A 17,480-nucleotide genomic window follows, 5' to 3' on the forward strand; every position below is an offset into this window, starting at 1 on the left:
TGTGACCAGGCGGACCTTGCGGATTCGGGGCACGATTGTGGAGGATGCCCGTGGGGACCGGGGCCACCGTGTCGAATTCGGCAGGGGCGGACCGCTACCCGGAGTACACAACAGGAGACAGCGATGTCCCACCAGGCTCAGCCCCATGAGGCTTCGGAGCCCGAGACCCCGCATCTCGACTTCCAGGGCACGACCCCGTACGAGGACTACGTCCAGGCGGACGTCCTCACCCACCTCCAGCACACCCTCTCCGACGATCCCGGAGAGATGGTCTTCCTGGTGACGACCCAGGTCATGGAGCTGTGGTTCACCGTCATCGTCCACGAGTGGGAGACCGCGGCGAAGGCGCTGCGCGAGGACCGGGTGCCGGTCGCGGTGGCGGCCCTGAAGCGGTCGGTACGGGAACTGGAGGCGCTGAACGCCTCCTGGAAGCCCCTCGGCCAGCTCACTCCGGCCCAGTTCAACTCGTACCGCAGCGCCCTCGGCGAGGGTTCCGGCTTCCAGTCGGCCATGTACCGCCGCATGGAGTTCCTGCTCGGCGAGAAGTCCTCGTCCATGCTCGTACCGCACCGGGGCGCGCCCCGCGTGCACGCCGAACTGGAGAAGGCACTGCACGAACCGAGCCTGTACGACGAGGTGTTGAGGCTGCTCGCGAGGCGCGGCCACGCGATTCCGTCCTCGGTCGTCGACCGTGACGTGTCCCTGCGCTACGACCCGTCGCCGGAGGTCGAGACCGTCTGGACCGACCTGTACTCGGGCGACGACAACGCCGAACTCGCCCGGCTGGGCGAGGCGTTGACCGATGTCGCCGAGCTGGTGTGGCGCTGGCGCAACGACCACCTGGTCGCCACGCGGCGGGCCATGGGCGCGAAGACGGGCACGGGCGGCTCCGCCGGGGTGGCCTGGCTGGAGAAGCGGGCCCAGAAGAACGTGTTCCCCGAGCTGTGGACGGCGCGGTCCCATGTCTGAGCCCGAGCTGCGGCCGAAGGCCGAGAAACTGGACGCGACGGACGAACTGGCCGGACTGCGAGCCCAGTTCGTGTTGGACGACGCGGTGTACCTGGACGGCAACTCACTGGGCGCGCTGCCGCGCTCGGTCCCCGGACGGGTCGAGGACGTCGTACGCCGTCAGTGGGGTTCGCTGCGGATCCGGTCCTGGGACGAGAGCGGCTGGTGGACCGCGCCGGAGCGGATCGGCGACCGGATCGCTCCGCTGGTGGGCGCGGCGCCGGGCCAGATCGTGGTCGGCGACTCCACAAGTGTCAACGTCTTCAAGGCCGTTGTGGGCGCGGTGCGCCTGGCGGCCGAGAAGGGGGACGGCCGGGACGAGGTCCTGGTGGACGCGACGACGTTCCCCACGGACGGCTACATCGCCGCGTCGGCCGCCCGTCTCACCGGCTGCATGCTGCGTCCGGTGACGCCGGAGGAGGTGCCGGGCGCCCTGAGCGGGCGTACGGCGGCAGTACTGCTGAACCACGTCGACTACCGCACGGGCCGCCTGCACGACCTGCCGTCCCTGACGGCGTCCATCCACGCGGTGGGAGCGGTCGCGATCTGGGACCTGTGCCACAGCGCGGGCGCCCTGCCGGTGGGCCTCGACGAACACGGCGTGGACCTGGCGGTCGGCTGCACCTACAAGTACCTGAACGGCGGCCCGGGTTCACCCGCGTACCTCTACGTCCGCGAGGACCTCCAACCGCGCTTCGACTCACCCCTGCCGGGGTGGAACTCCCACGCCGACCCCTTCGGCATGACCCCGGACTACACCCCGGCCCCCGGCGCTCTCCGCGGCCGCGTCGGCACCCCCGACATCCTCTCCATGCTCGCCCTGGAGGCGGCACTGGAGGTCTGGGACGACGTATCGATCGAGTCGGTCCGCACCAAGTCCCTGGCCCTCACGGACTTCTTCCTGGAATGCGTCGAGTCGTACGTCCCCGAGGGCGCGGTGGAGTCGGTGACCCCCACCGCCCACCCGGAACGCGGCAGCCAGGTGGCCCTCCGCTGCACCGACGCGGGCCACGTCATGCGCCGCCTGATCGACAGAGGCGTCATCGGCGACTTCCGAGAACCGGACATACTCCGCTTCGGCTTCACCCCGCTGTACGTGGGCTTCGGCGATGTGGAGAGGGCGGCGCGGGTTTTGGGGGAGATGTTCTAGCAACTGGTCTGGCGTTGTTTTCAGCCTGTCCGGCGGTTGATCTTTCAGCCCGTCCGGCGTTTGAGGACGAGCGCGTCAGCGCGATACGGGGGTCTGGGGGCGGCAGCCCCCAGGGTCACGCCCTCACAACGAACACCCCGGCCCGCGCGGCGGCAACGGCGGCCTCCGCCGCCCGATCAGCCGCGGCCACGCCAGGGGCCACCCCCGTCGTGAGCAACGTGTAGTAGAGGGGCGCCGAGACGGCCCGTACGACCTCGGACGCGTCCGTCCCCACCGGCAACTCCCCCCGAGCAACCCCCTGTTCAACACAAGGCGCCCACTCGGCAACCCGCACCTCATAGAACCGCCGCAACGCCTCCGCCGTACGCCCGTCCCCCGTAGCCGCAGCGATCACCGCCCGAAACAACGCCCCCTGCCGAGGATCGGCCAACGTCCCCCGGACAAGCCGCGCATTGGCCCGAAGATCACCGAGCACACCCCCCGTCTCCGTACGCGGCAACGACTCCTCGGCCATCTCGGCCAGCAGATCCGCGACGAGCCCCGTCACGCTCCCCCACCGCCGGTACACCGTGGTCTTGCCCACCTCGGCCCGCCGCGCGACATCCGCCAGATCGAGATGGGCGAACCCCTGCTCGGCGAGCACGTCCCCGGCGGCCCGCAGCACGGCGGCCCGCACCCGCGCGGTACGCCCCCCGGGACGAACGGTGCCGGGCTCAGCGGACATGGCGGGCTCCTTCACGGACGTACGGCGGCCGCGCCTGAGGCGTTTCGCCGAGGCATTCGATGGAGGAGCGCGGCCACCACCAGCGTAACGAAACAATAGAACCATTTGCCCCTCACTGAGGGTCACAGCCGCGTGTTGAGGCACGTCACCGGCCTGATACCGTCCCGCCAACGGTCCGCCCGCCGGAGCGTGTTGACAGGCGGGCCGCGCAGGTGAACACCCACCGCACCGCTGAGAGGTTGGAGCATGCCGGACGACGCCCGCGACGCCGCGGAGGAGGAGTCGGCCTTCTCGCATCCGCCCGTCGACCCCGACACCACCACCGCGTACGGCGACCACCCCGACCAGGTCGTCGACTTCTACGCGCCGCGCGGCGGCGAGGAACGCGCCCCGCTCGTCGTCGTCCTGCACGGCGGCGCCTGGCGGGCACCGTACGACCGGCGGCACATCACACCGTTCGCGGACTTCCTGGCCAGACGGGGCTTCGCCGTGGCCAACGTCGAGTACCGGCGCGGCGCCACCATCCCTGCACAGGGCGGCGAGGGCCCGGTCGCGGGTCGCTGGCCGGACACGTTCGACGACGTGGCGGCGGCGCTCGACGCGATGCCGGGACTCGTACGTGAGGCCCTGCCGCAGGCCGACCCGCGCCGCATGGTGGTCACCGGGCACTCGGCGGGCGGCCAGCTGGCTCTCTGGGCTGCGGCCCGCCACCTCCTGCCGGCCGACGCACCGTGGCGCACGGACCGCCCCGCTCCGCTGCGCGGCGTCGTCGCACTCGCCCCGATCGCGGACTTCACGGTCGCGGAGAAGCTGGACGTCTGCTCCGGCGCGTCCCGCCAACTCCTCGGAGGGGAGGCCAAGTTCGGGGAGCGCCAGCCGTACGCCGATCCGGCCCTGCTCCTCCCGACGGGCATCGCCACGACGCTGGTACAGGGCCGCACGGACGTCGTCGTACCCCAGGCGGTCGCGGAGGCATACGCGGACGCGGCGGCCAAGGCCGGCGAGGTGGTCGGCCTGACGCTCCTGGAGGACGTGGGCCACTTCCCCTTGATCGACCCGGCGGCGGACGCGTGCGCGGTGGTGGCGGAGGAGATCGCCCAGCTGGCCTGGTAGGAGTGCTCCCGTCCTTGCGGGGCGGGCGCAGCCCTGCCCCTTCAGGGGCGGGGAACTGCGCGCTCAGCCCTCACGCTCCAGCAGCCGCGTCAGCGAGAGTCGGCCGATCGACGGGCGCGGAGCCGGTACGGAAGCCGACGCGCGGCCGCTGCCGATGCGGTGCCGGTGCCGAGCGGAGCCGCTGCCGATGCGGAGCCGGTACCGGAGCGGAGCCGCTGCCAGAACAGAGCGGCGGCCGGGCCGGAGCCGCAGCCGGGCCGGTGATACCCGTAATACCTGAGAGCTACCCCGCAGGTGAGCTCCCTGGCGGGACGCCGACCACAAGCCCAGATCCGTAACTTCCTTCTCAGTTGGTCCCGATGGACGGGTGAACTGAAACGGGGGGGGGCACACAGATGGGGCTACGGGGGAGGTCGGCCACGGCGAGGGCTGCGGCCCAACCGGAACGACCGAAGCGATCGGGCCAGCCGGGCCAGCCGGGCCAGCCGGGCCAGCCGGACCAGCCGGACCAGGCAAGCAAGCAGGGCCAGCCAGGCCGTCCGGGCAAACGCCCCCGATGGCCCCGAGCCCGCCGCGGCCTACTCGCCGCCCTGATCACAGGCGCACTCGTCGCCCCCATCTCCGCCGCGGCCGCGCACCCGGAAATACCGGCCCCCACCCCGGCCCACATCGCCCCGGTGACCCCCACCACGCTGGACAGCGCCTACGCGGCGAACCGGGCGAACGCCGCCGAGGCCTCGCGCATGGCGGCGGCCCACGGCGACCGCAGCCGGGCGGCGGCCGTCCGCTCCATGGCGGACCCGGCCCGTAACTTCCTCACCTTCGACGCCCGCGGCCCCGGCCTGGCCGCCGAGGTCTTCGGCGACCTGACGAAGGCCGACCACGTGGCGGTCCTCGTGCCGGGCTCCGACACGAGCCTGGACACGTACGACCGCTTCCGCGCAGGCGCCCTCGCCCTGCACCAACGGCTCGGCCCACGCGCCGCGGTGATCGCCTGGCTCGGCTACGACACCCCCGGCACGATCAGCCCGGACGTCCTCACCACGGGCCTGGCCAAGGAAGCGGCACCCGAACTCCGGGAGTTCATAAGCGAGTTGAGGAGGGTGAACGGGCACGCCCGGTTCACCCTGCTGTGCCACTCGTACGGGACGGTCGTCGGCGCCCGCGCGGCAAGCGGCCTGGACATCTCGGACCTGGTGCTCATAGGCAGCCCCGGCACGGGCGTGGACTCGGCGGCCGACCTGCACACGAGGGCACGCGTCTGGGCCGGCCGAGGCGGCGACGACTGGATCGCGGACGTCCCGCACACCAGGGCCGACCTCTTCGGCACGACGGTCGGCTTCGGCACCGACGCCGTGTCCCCGTCCTTCGGCGCCCGCGTCTTCGCGGCGGGCGACGGCGGCCACAGCGACTACCTCAAGCCGGGTTCGGTGTCCTTGGCCAACGTCGCCCGGATCGTGCTCGGCGAGACATCGGAGATGACCCATGGATGAGGTGATACGCCGACTGCGCCTCGGCGCCGAGCGGATCGACGCGGCGACACCGCCCGACCGGGACCGCTCCGTCGACGCCCTGCGCGCCTTCGCGATACTCGGCGTCGTGCTCGGCCACTGGCTCGTCACGGCCCTGGTCGCGGACGGCGGCAGGCTGCGCACGTCGAGCCCGCTGGCGCACATGCCCTGGCTGGCCCCGATCTCGTGGGCCTTCCAGACGCTCGCCGTGTTCTTCCTGGTGGGCGGTCACGTGGCGACGAAGAGCTACGCGTCGGCACGGTCGCGTGGGACGACGTACGGACGCTGGCTCGGTACGCGCCTGTCCCGCCTGTTCGGGCCGGTGGCGGCCGTCCTCGGGCTGTGGACCGTGGCCACGGTCGGCCTGCTAGTGACGGGCGCGGATCTGAGGACGGTCCACGCGTTGCTGAAGCTGGTCCTGTCCCCTCTCTGGTTCCTGCTGGTCTTCGCCGCGCTGACGGCGGTGACTCCACTGGTGACGCGGGTCAACCCGTTGTGGCCGCTTGCCGTCGTTCTCCATGTGGACCTCATCCGCTTCGGATTCGGCGGCCCGGCCTGGCTGGGCTGGGTCAATGTGGCGGCGGGCTGGCTCGTGCCGTACACACTGGGCGCGGCCTGGACACGGGGCGAGCTGACCCGGCGTTCGGGCGGGGTGCTGCTCGCGGGCGGCGCGGCCGTGACCGCCGGGCTCGTCGCGTGGGGTGGCTACCCGGCGTCCATGGTCGGCGTCCCCGGCTCCTCGGTCTCCAACCTCAACCCGCCGACCCTGGCCGCGGTCACGTTCGGCCTGGCCCAGTGCGGTCTGGCGCTGCTTCTGCGCGAGCGTCTGCGCCGGGCGATGCGCCGGCCGGTGCTCTGGGCCTGGGTCGCCTTCGTCAACCTCTCCGCGATGACGATCTTCCTCTGGCACCAGACGGCACTGATGTCGGTCACCGCGACGGGCCTTCTCGCGGGCCGGCTCCCCGGCCTGCACACCACCCCGGACAGCCTCGTGTGGGTGGCGTTCCGGCTGGCCTGGCTCCCCGTCTTCGCCCTCGCCCTGGCCGTGTGCTGGGCGGCCTTTCGTTCCTACGAGCAGGGGCACCGCGGCCGCGGCCCTCGTACCCGTCGTCCGTCACGTGTCGTCCGCACCCACCGCGTCACCGTGGAAGCGAACGAGGTGCGGCGTGCCTAGGGTTGACGGCGTGGACGACGCCAAGGACGCCCGGACAGAGGACGGCACCACCTCGGCCCCGCTCCCGCCCCCACCCCCGGAGATCCGCCCCACCGTGCCTCTGCCCGCCCGCCCCGAGCACCCCATCAGCGCCATCGGCTCCACCGACACCACCAGCGCCGACCACACCAGCCGCACCGGCCACACCGACCCCGCCCGGATGCCTCGCGCCCGCCGCTCCCTGTCCGCCCTTCTCGCGGGACTCTCGTCCGGCAGCGCGCCCCTGCCGCCCATGTCCCGGCCCCGTTGGCTGCGCCGGCTGCCTCATGTCGTGATCTGCCTGATCGCTGTCGTCGCCGCGATCGGCAGCATCGACGGGGTGAGCACCAGCTACAGGCTGGGCGTCGAGTTCGGTCTGCTGGCGGGGGCGGCGCAGGGCGTGGCGCTCGTACTCGCCCTGTGGCGGCCCTTTCCGGCGTGGTGGCTGTCGCTGTCCGCGACGTTCATCGCCGCCGTGGCCGCGCGGTCGAACATGACGGACATGGTGCCCCCGGGCCCCAACTGGCCGTGGATCGGGCCCACGACCGTCGCGCACGCCCTCATCCTCTTCCTGCTCGCCCTGCGGATGCCCGCCAGCGTGTCCCTCGCGGTGCTGGCGGTGACCGGGCTGGTCACGGCCTTCGTGCAAGGCGTCCTGGGCGGCGGTCCGTACTCGGGGACGGGCGTGCTGGCCGTCTCCGTGTTCGCCGTCGCCGTCCTCCTCGGCACCGCCCTGCGCGGCAGCCGCGAGGCACGCACCCAACTGGTCGAGCAGGAGTACCTGACGGCGGAGGAGCGTTCTCGCCGCACCCTGCTGGAGGAGCGCAACCGCATCGCCCGCGAGCTGCACGACGTGGTCGCCCACCACATGTCGGTCATCTCCATCCAGGCCCAAGTGGCCCCGCATCTGGTGGACAACCCCTCCGACGAGCTGAAGGAGAACCTCGACGGCATCCGGCAGAACGCGTTGGAGGCACTCACCGAACTGCGCAGGGTCCTCGGCGTGCTGCGCTCGGAGAACCCCGACGACGCGTACGGCCTCGGCGCCGGCACCGGTGCCGCGCCCGACGCTCCCCAGCCCACCCTCGACCGCCTCGACGCGCTCGTCGAGAACACCCGTGCCGCCGGGCTCGCGGTGACCACGGAGGTCACCGGCGAGCAGCTCCCGTTGCCGCCCGGCGTGGAGCTGTCCGCGTACCGGATCGTCCAGGAGGCGCTGAGCAACGCGCTGCGGCACGCGCCCGGTTCCGTGGTGCGGGTGGAGCTCACGCACTTCCCGCGCGGCCTGCAGATCAGGGTCGTCAACTCCTCGCCGAGTCGCCCCGCCCCGCCGTCACCGGGCGCAGGACACGGTCTGCTCGGGATGCGGGAGCGGGCGATGATGCTCGGTGGGACCCTCATGGCCATGGAGACGGCCTGCGGCGGGTTCACGGTGGCGGCGTTCCTGCCGCGTTCGGCGGCCACCGCCTCCCGCCCCCTCCGTTCCGGCAACTCGACCGGCCCCAACGGCACCCCGAACCCCACAGGAGACACTTCATGACGAGCGGCAGCATCCGGGTACTCATCGCCGACGACCAGCAGATGGTCAGGCAGGGCTTCACGGTGCTGCTCAACACCCAGCCCGACATCGACGTGGTCGGCCAGGCGGTCGACGGCCTGGACGCCATCGCCAAGGTCGCCGAACTCGCCCCGGACGTCGTCCTGATGGACATCCGCATGCCCGAACTCGGCGGCATCGAGGCCACCCGCCGCATCACCGAAGAGACTCCGCAGATCAGAGTCCTGGTGCTGACCACCTTCGACCTCGACGAGTACGTGTACGACGCGCTGCGCGCGGGTGCCTCCGGCTTTCTGCTGAAGGACGCGTCCGCCGACCAGCTCGCCGAGGCGATCCGGGTGGTGGCCGCCGGTGACGCGCTGCTCGCGCCCGGCATCACCCGGCGCCTCATCGCGGAGTTCTCCCGGCTGGACTCCACGCCCCGTGCCCCGCTCAAGCAGCGCGTCGGCGAGCTGACCGAGCGCGAGACGGAGGTGCTCGCCCTCATCGCACAGGGCCTGTCGAACGCGGAGATCGCCGAGCGGCTCTTCGTCGCCGAGCAGACCGTGAAGACCCACGTGGGCCGCATCCTCGTGAAACTGGGCCTGCGGGACCGTACCCAGGCGGCGGTGTTCGCGTACGAGTGCGGGCTGGTGCGCCCCACCGGCTACTGAGCGCCCCGGCGGCCACGGGCGGCGCAGGCCCCGAGGGACACCCGGTCGTACCCGTAGTACCTGAGAGGGAGGCCGAATGACCCTTCTCACTGGTGACGACCGCTACACCGGTCTCCGCCTACCGTTCTTTATGTGACCGAGACGACCCAGACGCAGACGACACCGCCAGGCGGTGCCAGGCAACGCAGCCCCGAGTTCCAGCTGGCGATGGACGCGTCGCGGGGGCTGCGCCAGGACCTCTTCCACGACGCCTTCGCCGTCCACCCGCTGCCCAGGATGCGTGTGGACGGCCGCCTGACCCGGCGGCTGCCGCCGCGCCTGCGGGAGCAGGCGGCCTGGACCCCGCACATAGTGGTGGGACTGGCCGGCCTGGTGGCGCTGCTCGTCTCCCTCGCCGGCAACGGCGGCGGCGATCTCCCGCAGCTCCTGACCGGCCTCCTCGCACTGGGCACGATCCTGCTGACACTGCTCAGGCCGGTCGGAGCCTTCTGGGTCTCCCTCGCGGTGACACCGGTCACGGCCCTGTTCGGCAACGGCTGGGGGAGCGACTGGCCCTGGCTGCCCGGCGCCTTCGCGACCCAGTTGATCGTGCTCACGATCGTGGCGCTGAGGACCAGACCCCGCACGGCGGCCTGGATGTGGGCGCTGACCGCGACGTACGGCCTGTTCGCGGAGGTCTTCTTCGGAGGCAGCCACTACTACACGAACACCATGCCCTTCCTGTTCGTGAGTGCGCTGGCACTGCTGGTCGTCACGGTGTGGCATGTGCGGCACGACGCCGCGCAGAAGGTGACCGCCCAGGAGACGGTGACCGCGCACGAGCGTTCCAAGCGCACCCTTCTCGAAGAGCGCACGACGATCGCCCGCGAGCTGCACGACGTGGTCGCCCACCACATGTCGGTGGTCGCCATCCAGGCGGAGGCGGCCCCCTACCGCGTGGAGAACCCACCGCCGGAGCTGGAGTACGCCTTCGCGGTGATCAGGGAGAACGCGGTCATAGCCCTCTCCGAGCTGCGCCGGGTCCTCGGTGTCGTACGGGCCGAGGACTACGAGGCCCCGGACGCCCCCCAGCCCACACTCGCGGACCTGGACCGGCTCCTGGAGAACGTGCGGGGCGCGGGACTCGCGGTGGACAAGACGGTCACCGGGGCGGTGCGCGAGCTCCCGCAGGGCGTGGAGCTGTCCGCGTACCGAATAGTCCAGGAGGCGCTGAGCAACAGCCTGCGGCACGCGCCGGGCGCCGCGGCCAAGGTGGAGATCGGCTATGTGCTCGGCGGACTGGGACTGCGCGTCGTGAACGGTCCCGCGACCGGCCTGGTCAAGCCCTCACCGGGCGCCGGGCACGGCATCACGGGCATGAGGGAGAGGGTGTCGATGCTGGACGGGGAGATGACTGCTGCGGCGACGGACGACGGGGGCTATGAGGTCACGGTCTTCCTCCCCGTCCCGGCGACGGCACCGACGGAGGACTCCGCATGACCATTCGCGTACTGATCGCCGACGACCAGATGATGGTCCGCGAGGGCTTCTCGGTGCTGCTCGGCGCGATGCCGGACATCGAGGTCGTCGGCGAGGCGGTCAACGGCCGCGAGGCCGTGGACCGGGTCCGGGAGCTGGGGCCGGACGTGGTCCTGATGGACATCCGGATGCCCGAGATGAACGGCATAGAGGCGACCCGCGAGATCGTGGCGGCGAACGGCGCGTCGAAGGTGCTCGTCCTGACGACGTTCGACCTCGACGAGTACGTGTACCAGGCGCTGCGCGCCGGGGCGTCCGGCTTCCTCCTGAAGGACGCCTCCGCCCGGCAGCTCGCGGACGGGGTGCGCGTGGTCGCGGCCGGCGAGGCGCTGCTTGCACCCTCTGTGACGAAGCGGCTGATCACGGAGTTCTCCAAGCTGGCCGAGGAGCCCCGTCTGTCGCCCACCGCCCAGGCGGCCTACGGAGACCTGACCGAGCGCGAGACGGAGGTCCTGGTCCTCATAGCCCAGGGCCTGTCCAACGCCGAGATAGCCACCCGCCTGGTGGTGGCCGAGTCCACCATCAAGACCCATGTGAGCCGCATCCTGGTCAAGCTGGGTCTGCGGGACCGCACCCAGGCGGCCGTATTCGCCTACGAGGCCCGACTGGTGACACCGGGCTGACGGGCTGCCCCGAAGGGGCGCTCGTCAGGGGCGCGGGGAACTGCGCGACAAGCCACGACGGCACCGCACTGTCCCACCGGCCCGCAGGCCACCCCGCAGAAGGCGGGCCACCCCGCAGAAGAGGGACGGCCCTGTTCAGACAGGGACACCTCCGGTTAGCGTCCGGTCATGGCAGCTACCAAGACCCCGCCGACGTTCGACCCCTGGGACCAGGCCTTCCTGGCCAACCCGTACCCCGCTTACGCGGACCTTCGTGCCCAGGGCCGGGTCCAGTACTACGAGCCCACCAACCAGTGGCTGGTCCCGCACCACGCGGACGTGTCGGCGCTGCTCAGGGACCGGCGCCTGGGCCGGACGTACCAGCACCGGTTCACGCACGAGGACTTCGGGCGCACGGCACCGCCGGCCGAGCACGAGCCGTTCCACGTGCTGAACGACCACGGGATGCTCGACCTGGAGCCCCCGGACCACACACGGATCCGGCGGCTGGTGTCGAAGGCGTTCACCCCGCGGACGGTCGAGCGGCTGCGGCCGTACGTGGACCGGCTGGCGTCCGAGCTGGTGGGCGAGCTGGTCGCGGCAGGGGGCGGCGATCTGCTGACGGTGGTCGCCGAGCCCCTCCCGGTGGCGGTCATCGCGGAGATGCTGGGGATCCCGGAGTCCGAGCGGGCGCAGTTGCGGCCCTGGTCGGCGGACATCTGCGGGATGTACGAGCTGAACCCGTCGGAGGAGACGGCGGAGAGGGCGGTGCGGGCGTCGGTCGAGTTCACCGAGTTCCTGCGGGAGCTGATCGCGGTCCGGCGCAAGGAGCCGGGGGACGACCTGGTCTCGGGGCTGATCGCGGCGTACGACGAGGGTGACCGGCTCAGCGAGCAGGAGATGATCTCGACATGCGTGCTCCTGCTGAACGCGGGGCACGAGGCGACGGTGAACGCCACGGTGAACGGGTGGTGGGCGCTGTTCCGGAACCCCGACCAGCTGGCGGCGCTCCGGGCGGACCGGGGGCTGGTGGGTACGGCGGTGGAGGAGCTGATGCGGTACGACACGCCGTTGCAGCTGTTCGAGCGGTGGGTGCTCGACGAGATCGAGGTGGACGGGACGGTGATTCCGCGGGGGAGCGAGGTGGCGTTGCTGTTCGGTTCCGCCAACCATGACCCGGCGGTGTTCGCCGAGCCGGAGGTGCTGGATCTGTCCCGGCCGGAGAATCCGCACATCTCCTTCAGTGCGGGGATCCACTACTGCATCGGGGCGCCGCTCGCGCGGATCGAACTGGCCGCGTCGATGGGGGCGTTGTTGGATCAGGCTCCTGCGCTCAGGCTCGCTGCCGAGCCCGAGCGGAAGCCGAACTTCGTGATTCGGGGGTTGGAGGGGTTGCTTGTTGAGATGTGACGGGCGGGGGCGGGTGGGTTCGGTGGTGATGTGCGGGTTCGGTGGGGGCTGGTCGCGCAGTTCCCCGCGCCCCTAAAAGATTGCGCAGTTCCCCGCGCCCCCAAAAAGACCGGGGGCGCCCGTCAGCCCGTTGTCAGGTCCCGGCGCTTCAGTGCGGCCAAGCCTGCTCCCACCAGCGCCACCGCGATCATGGTGAGTACGAGTACCGGTGTCCACGTCATGTCCCCGCCCGGGAGCTTCGGGAGGTGGCCGAAGGGGGAGAGGTCCAGGACCGAGTCGGGGAGTTCGAGGGCCGGGCCGATCCAGCCCAGGAGGAGGACCGCGCCCGCCACACCCCAGGCGGCCGGAGCCACCTGTGGCGACACCCCGTGGAGGAGGACCGCCAGGCCGCCGATGGTCCAGATCGCCGGGAGTTGGACCAGGCAGGCGCCCAGGACGGCGGGGAGGTCCTGGCCGTAGCCGAGGGCCAGACCGAGGCCGCCGACCAGCATGATCAGGGTCGCCCCGCCGAAGGCGATCAGCAGATGGCCGGAGGCCCAGCGCAGGCGGCCGACGGCGTTCGCGAGGACGGGTTCCGCGCGCTGGGAGGTCTCCTCGGCGTGCAGCCGCAGCACGGACTGGACGACGTACAGCGCGGCGACCATTCCGAGCATGCCGACCATCGTGGCGAGGAAGGCGTCCGTGATCCCGGACTGGCCGCCCATGCGCTCGATGATCTCGCGGGTCCGTTCGTTGTCGCCGACCAGATCCGTGGCGCCCGTGGTGATCCCGCCGAAGGCGGCCCCGGCGGCGAGGAAGCCGAGGCTCCAGCCGAGGACGCTGCCGCGCTGCAGCCGCCAGGCCAGCGACCAGGCCGTACCGAGGCGGCCGTCCGCGAGTCCGGGCCGGGTCGGCAGGAAGCTCATGCCGACGTCACGGCGGCCGGCCAGGTCGTACGCGATCACGCCCTGGAGCGCCACGGCGGCGACGAAGAGGAGCAGCACCCACCACCGTTCGCCGGCGAAGGACCGCAGGTTCTCCAGCCAGCCGACGGGGGACAGCCACGTCAGCACCGAGGAGCCGTCGGTCACCGACGAGTCGCCGGCCGCCCGCAGTACGAAGGCCGCGCCCAGCAGTCCGCCCGTCAGCCCCTTCGCGAGCCGGGCGCTCTCCGTGAGCTGGGCGACGATCGCGGCCATCGTCGCGAAGACCATGCCGACCCCGGCCGTGCCCAGCCCGAGCGCCAGCGCGCCCGAGGAGCCCTGTCCCGCGAGGCCGCCCGTGATGATCAGCGCGAGGGCCGCGTTCGCGACGAGGGCGGCGAGGAGCGCGGCGGTCAGCGGGGCGCGACGGCCCACCATGCCCGCCGAGACCATCTCCTGACGGCCGCTCTCCTCCTCGTCCCGGGTGTGCCGCACGACGACGAGCAGGCTCATGATCCCGGCGAACACGCCCGCGTACGCTCCGATGCGCCACGCCACGAGGCCGCCGAGCGAGTCGCCGAACACCGGTCCGTACATGGCGCGCAGGGAGCTGTTGGTCAGCATCTGGCGGGCCACGTCGGCACGTTCGGCGGCCGTGGAGTAGACGCTCTCCAGCGAGCCGGGCATGGAGACCACCATCAGCCCGATCACCGCGACCCACAGCGGGATCATCACCCGGTCGCGGCGCAGTGCGAGCCTCAACAGGGTCCAGGTTCCGGCCAGTTGACGGGAACCACCCGCTCGTACGCCGAACCTTGTGCCTGAAGTGCCCGAAGTACCCGAGGTGCCCGAAGTACCCGGAGCCACGGCGGTCATCGCGACACCGCCTCCGCCCGCACGTCCTCCTGGTAGTGCCGCAGGAACAGCTCTTCCAGGGTCGGCGGCGTCGAGGTCAGGGACCGTACGCCCGACTCGGTGAGTGAGCGCAGCACGGCGTTCAGCTTGTCGCTCTCCACCTGGAGTTTGACCCTGTTGCCCTGGATGTCGACGTCATGGACGCCGGGCAGGGCCGCCAACCCGTTGGGCGGGCCCGCGAGTTCGGCGGTGACGCTCGTACGGGTCAGATGGCGCAGCTGGGTGAGCGAGCCGCTCTCCACGGTCCGGCCCTTGCGGATGATGCTGACGCGGTCGCACAGCTCCTCCACCTCGCTGAGGATGTGCGAGGAGAGGAGGATGGTGCGGCCCCGGTCGCGTTCCTCCTCGACGCAGGACTGGAAGACCTCCTCCATGAGCGGGTCGAGGCCCGAGGTCGGCTCGTCCAGGATCAGCAGGTCGACGTCCGAGGCGAAGGCGGCGACGAGGGCGACCTTCTGCCGGTTGCCCTTGGAGTAGGTGCGCCCCTTCTTGGTCGGGTCGAGTTCGAACCGCTCGATCAGGTCCGCCCGGCGCGCCTTGTCGAGTCCCCCGCGCAGCCGCCCGTACAGGTCGATGACCTCGCCGCCGGAGAGGTTGCGCCACAGCGTCACGTCGCCGGGGACGTACGCGATCCGGCGGTGCAGTGCGACCGCGTCGGTCCACGGGTCCCCGCCCAGCAGCTGGGCGGCGCCGGAGTCGGCGCGCAGGAGGCCCAGCAGGACGCGGATGGTGGTGGACTTCCCGGCGCCGTTCGGGCCGAGGAAGCCGTGGACCTCGCCGGTCTCGACGTCGAGGTCGAGACCGTCCAGGGCGTGCGTGCTGCCGAACGACTTGTGCAGTCCGGAGACGGTGATTGCCTTCGTCATGGTTCAGAACGTACGCTTCCTTCAGAAATTTGTGAAGTTAAGGAAGCGTATAAATCGCGGATACACTCGACCATGGCGCGCTGAGCAGGGGAGAGGATCCAAGGATGTCGAAACCGAGTGAGGTGGGGCGGGACCCGGAGGCGGTCTCGAAGTTCGTCGAGAGCTTCGCCGCGCAGCTGGTCGGGGCCGGGATGCAGCGGATGCCGGCCCGGGTGTTCGCCGCCCTGCTCGCCTCGGACTCCGGGGTGCTGTCCTCCGCCGAGATCGGTGCGCAGCTCCAGGTCAGTCCCGCCGCCGTCTCCGGGGCGGTGCGCTATCTCTCGCAGCAGCACATGGTCTCGCGCGAGCGGGAGCCCGGCTCCCGGCGCGAGCGGTACCGCGTGCACAACGACCAGTGGTACGAGGCGCTGACCAACCGGGACACGGTGCTCAAGCGGTGGCAGTCCGCCCTGAGCGAGGGGGTCGAGAGCCTGGGCGTCGAGACGCCGGCGGGGCGGCGGCTCGACGAGACGCGCGCGTTCTTTCAGTTCGTCGAGGGGGAGATCGCCGAGATGATGGAGCGTTGGCGTGTCCACAAGGAGCGGGAGTTCGGCGACGGGTGAGGTCGCCAAGGGGGTTGCCGTGGGTGGCGTGACCGTTGAGGGGGATGGGGAACTGCGGGTTCGTCGTGGCTGGTCGCGCAGTTCCCCACGCCCCTGAAGGGGCGCCCACCTGAAGGGACTTTCCTAGCGCTCCTTGGTCTCCTCCAGGACCGTCCTGCCCAGCAGCGCGTACCCCTCCGGGCGCCGGCGCTTCAGGTACTGCGCGTACGCCACCCCGCCCACCGCGATCAGCGCGACGATCCACGGGGTGGACTTCAGGACGATCGAACCGGACTCGGGGCCGGCCGCGACGCCCATGTTGGACACCAGCAGGACCACCACCGCGAGCATCGCGAGGCCGCCGACGAGTGGGGCGGTGAAGGTCCTGAACCAGTGCCGGGACTCGGGGTGGTTCTTGCGGAAGTAGGCCAGCACCGCGAAGGAGCACACCGCCTGCACCACCAGGATGGCCATCGTGCCGAGGATGGCGAGCAGGACGTACGTGCCGGTGTAAGGGTCCTTGCCCGCCGCCCAGAACGCGCCGAGCAGCACCGCGCTGACGACCGTCTGGACGAGACCCGCGATGTGCGGGGAACCGTGCTCGGGGTGGGTGCGCCCGATCGTGCGCTGCAGTGACGGCAGCACCCCCTCGCGGCCGAGGGCGTAGAGATAGCGGGCGGCGCAGTTGTGGAAGGCCATGCCGCAGGCCAGCGAGCCGGTGATCATCAGCCACTGCATGACGATGACGGCCCAGTGGCCGACGTACTGCTCGGTGGGGTTGAAGAAGAGGGCGAGCGGGTTCGAGGAGGAGGCCGCCTCGACGGCCGCCGCCTCGCCGTTGCCCGTGATGGCCATCCAGGACACGAAGACGTAGAAGACGCCGACGCCGAGCACCGAGATCATCGTGGCCTTGGGGATGATCTTCTTCGGGTCGCGGGACTCCTCGCCGTACATGGCCGTCGACTCGAAGCCGACCCACGACCAGAAGGCGAAGAAGAGTCCGAGTCCGGCCGAGGTCCCCTGGAAGGCGTTGACCGGGTTGACCGGGCCGAACGTGAAGCCGTCCGGGCCGCCGCCGTGCAGTGCGACGGAGATCGCCATCGCCGCGAGGATCGTGACCTCGGTGGCCAGCAGCACCACGAGGAGCTTCTCGGCGACCGACACCCCGAACCACGTGCCCGTGGCGTTGATCGCGAGCATCAGGATCGCGAACGCCCACCACGGGACGTCCACCCCCGTCTGGTCGTGCAGGGTCGTCGTGGCGAAGGTCGAGAAGATGCCGATCAGGGCCGGTTCGAAGACGACGTACGCGAAGGTCGCCAGGAGCCCCGAAGCCAGGCCGACGGTCCGGCCGAGGCCGAACGAGATGAAGCCGTAGAAGGCGCCGGTGGACGTGATGTGCTTCGCCATCGAGGTGAAGCCGACCGCAAAGATCGCCAGGACGACCATTGCGACGAGATAGCTCGCGGGGGCTCCGATGCCGTTGCCGGAGGAGACCATGAAGGGCACGTTGCCCGTCATCGCGGTGATCGGCGCGGCCGTGGCGACGGCCATGAAGACCACGCCGAGCAGTCCGATCGCGTTCGGCTTGAGCCGGTGGACGGTGGTGTCCTCGCCCGCCGTGCCCGCCGCCGCCTCGGGGGCTGCGCCCTCTTGTACTGCCATCGGGTGGCCCCTTTCCATGGTCGTCCGCGGTCGCCCGCTGGTCTTCACGCTCGTCTTCGGTCGACCGGAATGCTGCACGGAAAATGAGTCGTGTCGCCGGTCCGGGCGTTAA

At 71.2% G+C, this 17,480-nt stretch carries 15 protein-coding genes; 11 read left to right on the forward strand and 4 right to left on the reverse strand.

What is annotated here, in order from left to right; genetic code table 11:
* Window positions 1-123 precede the first annotated feature (123 nt).
* Together JEQ17_RS25160 and kynU are read left to right on the forward strand one after the other, a co-directional pair.
* Window positions 124-969, forward strand: a complete 846-nt coding sequence (locus JEQ17_RS25160; protein WP_200397323.1) for a tryptophan 2,3-dioxygenase family protein — start codon at window positions 124-126, stop codon at window positions 967-969.
* Window positions 962-2,158, forward strand: coding sequence for a kynureninase (kynU, locus tag JEQ17_RS25165; RefSeq protein WP_200397324.1), 1,197 nt, complete (start codon window positions 962-964; stop codon window positions 2,156-2,158). Before JEQ17_RS25160 ends, kynU begins: the two co-directional genes overlap by 8 nt.
* A 115-nt stretch (window positions 2,159-2,273) precedes the next feature.
* On the opposite strand, the gene JEQ17_RS25170 is transcribed toward kynU, so the two are convergent.
* Window positions 2,274-2,882 (reverse strand): TetR/AcrR family transcriptional regulator, encoded by a 609-nt coding sequence (locus JEQ17_RS25170; RefSeq protein ID WP_200397325.1) that lies wholly within the window; start codon window positions 2,880-2,882, stop codon window positions 2,274-2,276.
* Window positions 2,883-3,128: 246 nt separating this feature from the next.
* Between JEQ17_RS25170 and JEQ17_RS25175 the strand changes: the two genes are divergently transcribed.
* From JEQ17_RS25175 to JEQ17_RS25210, 8 genes are all read left to right on the forward strand, one after another.
* A complete protein-coding gene (locus JEQ17_RS25175) occupies window positions 3,129-3,995 on the forward strand; it encodes an alpha/beta hydrolase (protein WP_200397326.1) in 867 nt (288 codons plus the stop codon).
* A 590-nt stretch (window positions 3,996-4,585) separates the two neighbouring features.
* The gene (locus JEQ17_RS25180) at window positions 4,586-5,488 is read left to right on the forward strand and encodes an alpha/beta hydrolase (RefSeq protein WP_234048775.1); all 903 of its coding nucleotides are present in this window, start codon (window positions 4,586-4,588) and stop codon (window positions 5,486-5,488) included.
* Window positions 5,481-6,680 carry an acyltransferase family protein gene (locus JEQ17_RS25185; protein WP_200397328.1) on the forward strand — a complete coding sequence of 400 codons (1,200 nt, stop codon included), beginning with the start codon at window positions 5,481-5,483 and terminating at the stop codon, window positions 6,678-6,680. The genes JEQ17_RS25180 and JEQ17_RS25185 overlap by 8 nt, the downstream gene beginning before the upstream one ends.
* Before the next feature lie 199 nt (window positions 6,681-6,879).
* Entirely contained in the window at window positions 6,880-8,238 is a 1,359-nt protein-coding gene (locus JEQ17_RS25190; protein WP_200401704.1) for a sensor histidine kinase, read from the forward strand.
* The gene (locus tag JEQ17_RS25195) at window positions 8,235-8,909 is read left to right on the forward strand and encodes a response regulator (protein WP_200397329.1); all 675 of its coding nucleotides are present in this window, start codon (window positions 8,235-8,237) and stop codon (window positions 8,907-8,909) included. The genes JEQ17_RS25190 and JEQ17_RS25195 overlap by 4 nt, the downstream gene beginning before the upstream one ends.
* Window positions 8,910-9,041: 132 nt before the next feature.
* A complete protein-coding gene (locus JEQ17_RS25200; protein WP_234048358.1) occupies window positions 9,042-10,388 on the forward strand; it encodes a sensor histidine kinase in 1,347 nt (448 codons plus the stop codon).
* Window positions 10,385-11,050, forward strand: a complete 666-nt coding sequence (locus JEQ17_RS25205) for a response regulator (protein ID WP_200397330.1) — start codon at window positions 10,385-10,387, stop codon at window positions 11,048-11,050. Before JEQ17_RS25200 ends, JEQ17_RS25205 begins: the two co-directional genes overlap by 4 nt.
* Window positions 11,051-11,218: 168 nt before the next feature.
* Entirely contained in the window at window positions 11,219-12,439 is a 1,221-nt protein-coding gene (locus tag JEQ17_RS25210) for a cytochrome P450 (protein ID WP_200397331.1), read from the forward strand.
* A gap of 122 nt (window positions 12,440-12,561) precedes the next feature.
* Here the strand turns inward: JEQ17_RS25210 and JEQ17_RS25215 are convergent, their stop codons facing one another.
* Together JEQ17_RS25215 and JEQ17_RS25220 are read right to left on the reverse strand one after the other, a co-directional pair.
* Window positions 12,562-14,217, reverse strand: a complete 1,656-nt coding sequence (locus tag JEQ17_RS25215; RefSeq protein ID WP_234048359.1) for an ABC transporter permease — start codon at window positions 14,215-14,217, stop codon at window positions 12,562-12,564.
* Complete coding sequence (locus JEQ17_RS25220; protein WP_200397332.1) at window positions 14,214-15,122, reverse strand: ABC transporter ATP-binding protein; 909 nt, start codon at window positions 15,120-15,122, stop codon at window positions 14,214-14,216. The genes JEQ17_RS25215 and JEQ17_RS25220 overlap by 4 nt, the downstream gene beginning before the upstream one ends.
* A gap of 104 nt (window positions 15,123-15,226) precedes the next feature.
* Here JEQ17_RS25220 and JEQ17_RS25225 point away from each other — a divergent pair, with 104 nt between their 5' ends.
* A complete protein-coding gene (locus JEQ17_RS25225; protein WP_200397333.1) occupies window positions 15,227-15,724 on the forward strand; it encodes a GbsR/MarR family transcriptional regulator in 498 nt (165 codons plus the stop codon).
* 123 nt (window positions 15,725-15,847) lie between these two features.
* Here the strand turns inward: JEQ17_RS25225 and JEQ17_RS25230 are convergent, their stop codons facing one another.
* Window positions 15,848-17,368 carry an APC family permease gene (locus JEQ17_RS25230; protein ID WP_200397334.1) on the reverse strand — a complete coding sequence of 507 codons (1,521 nt, stop codon included), beginning with the start codon at window positions 17,366-17,368 and terminating at the stop codon, window positions 15,848-15,850.
* Window positions 17,369-17,480: the final 112 nt, after the last annotated feature.

Source organism: Streptomyces liliifuscus, assembly GCF_016598615.1.
GTDB classification, from domain to species: domain Bacteria; phylum Actinomycetota; class Actinomycetes; order Streptomycetales; family Streptomycetaceae; genus Streptomyces; species Streptomyces liliifuscus.

Excerpts from the sequence above, each read along its gene's own strand:
- JEQ17_RS25160 (WP_200397323.1), top strand. The coding sequence starts at position 124 with ATGTCCCACCAGGCTCAGCCCCATGAGGCTTCGGAGCCCGAGACCCCG.
- kynU (WP_200397324.1), top strand. The coding sequence starts at position 962 with ATGTCTGAGCCCGAGCTGCGGCCGAAGGCCGAGAAACTGGACGCGACG.
- JEQ17_RS25170 (WP_200397325.1), bottom strand. The coding sequence starts at position 2,882 with ATGTCCGCTGAGCCCGGCACCGTTCGTCCCGGGGGGCGTACCGCGCGG.
- JEQ17_RS25175 (WP_200397326.1), top strand. The coding sequence starts at position 3,129 with ATGCCGGACGACGCCCGCGACGCCGCGGAGGAGGAGTCGGCCTTCTCG.
- JEQ17_RS25185 (WP_200397328.1), top strand. The coding sequence starts at position 5,481 with ATGGATGAGGTGATACGCCGACTGCGCCTCGGCGCCGAGCGGATCGAC.
- JEQ17_RS25190 (WP_200401704.1), top strand. The coding sequence starts at position 6,880 with ATGCCTCGCGCCCGCCGCTCCCTGTCCGCCCTTCTCGCGGGACTCTCG.
- JEQ17_RS25195 (WP_200397329.1), top strand. The coding sequence starts at position 8,235 with ATGACGAGCGGCAGCATCCGGGTACTCATCGCCGACGACCAGCAGATG.
- JEQ17_RS25205 (WP_200397330.1), top strand. The coding sequence starts at position 10,385 with ATGACCATTCGCGTACTGATCGCCGACGACCAGATGATGGTCCGCGAG.
- JEQ17_RS25210 (WP_200397331.1), top strand. The coding sequence starts at position 11,219 with ATGGCAGCTACCAAGACCCCGCCGACGTTCGACCCCTGGGACCAGGCC.
- JEQ17_RS25215 (WP_234048359.1), bottom strand. The coding sequence starts at position 14,217 with ATGACCGCCGTGGCTCCGGGTACTTCGGGCACCTCGGGTACTTCGGGC.
- JEQ17_RS25220 (WP_200397332.1), bottom strand. The coding sequence starts at position 15,122 with ATGACGAAGGCAATCACCGTCTCCGGACTGCACAAGTCGTTCGGCAGC.
- JEQ17_RS25225 (WP_200397333.1), top strand. The coding sequence starts at position 15,227 with ATGTCGAAACCGAGTGAGGTGGGGCGGGACCCGGAGGCGGTCTCGAAG.
- JEQ17_RS25230 (WP_200397334.1), bottom strand. The coding sequence starts at position 17,368 with ATGGCAGTACAAGAGGGCGCAGCCCCCGAGGCGGCGGCGGGCACGGCG.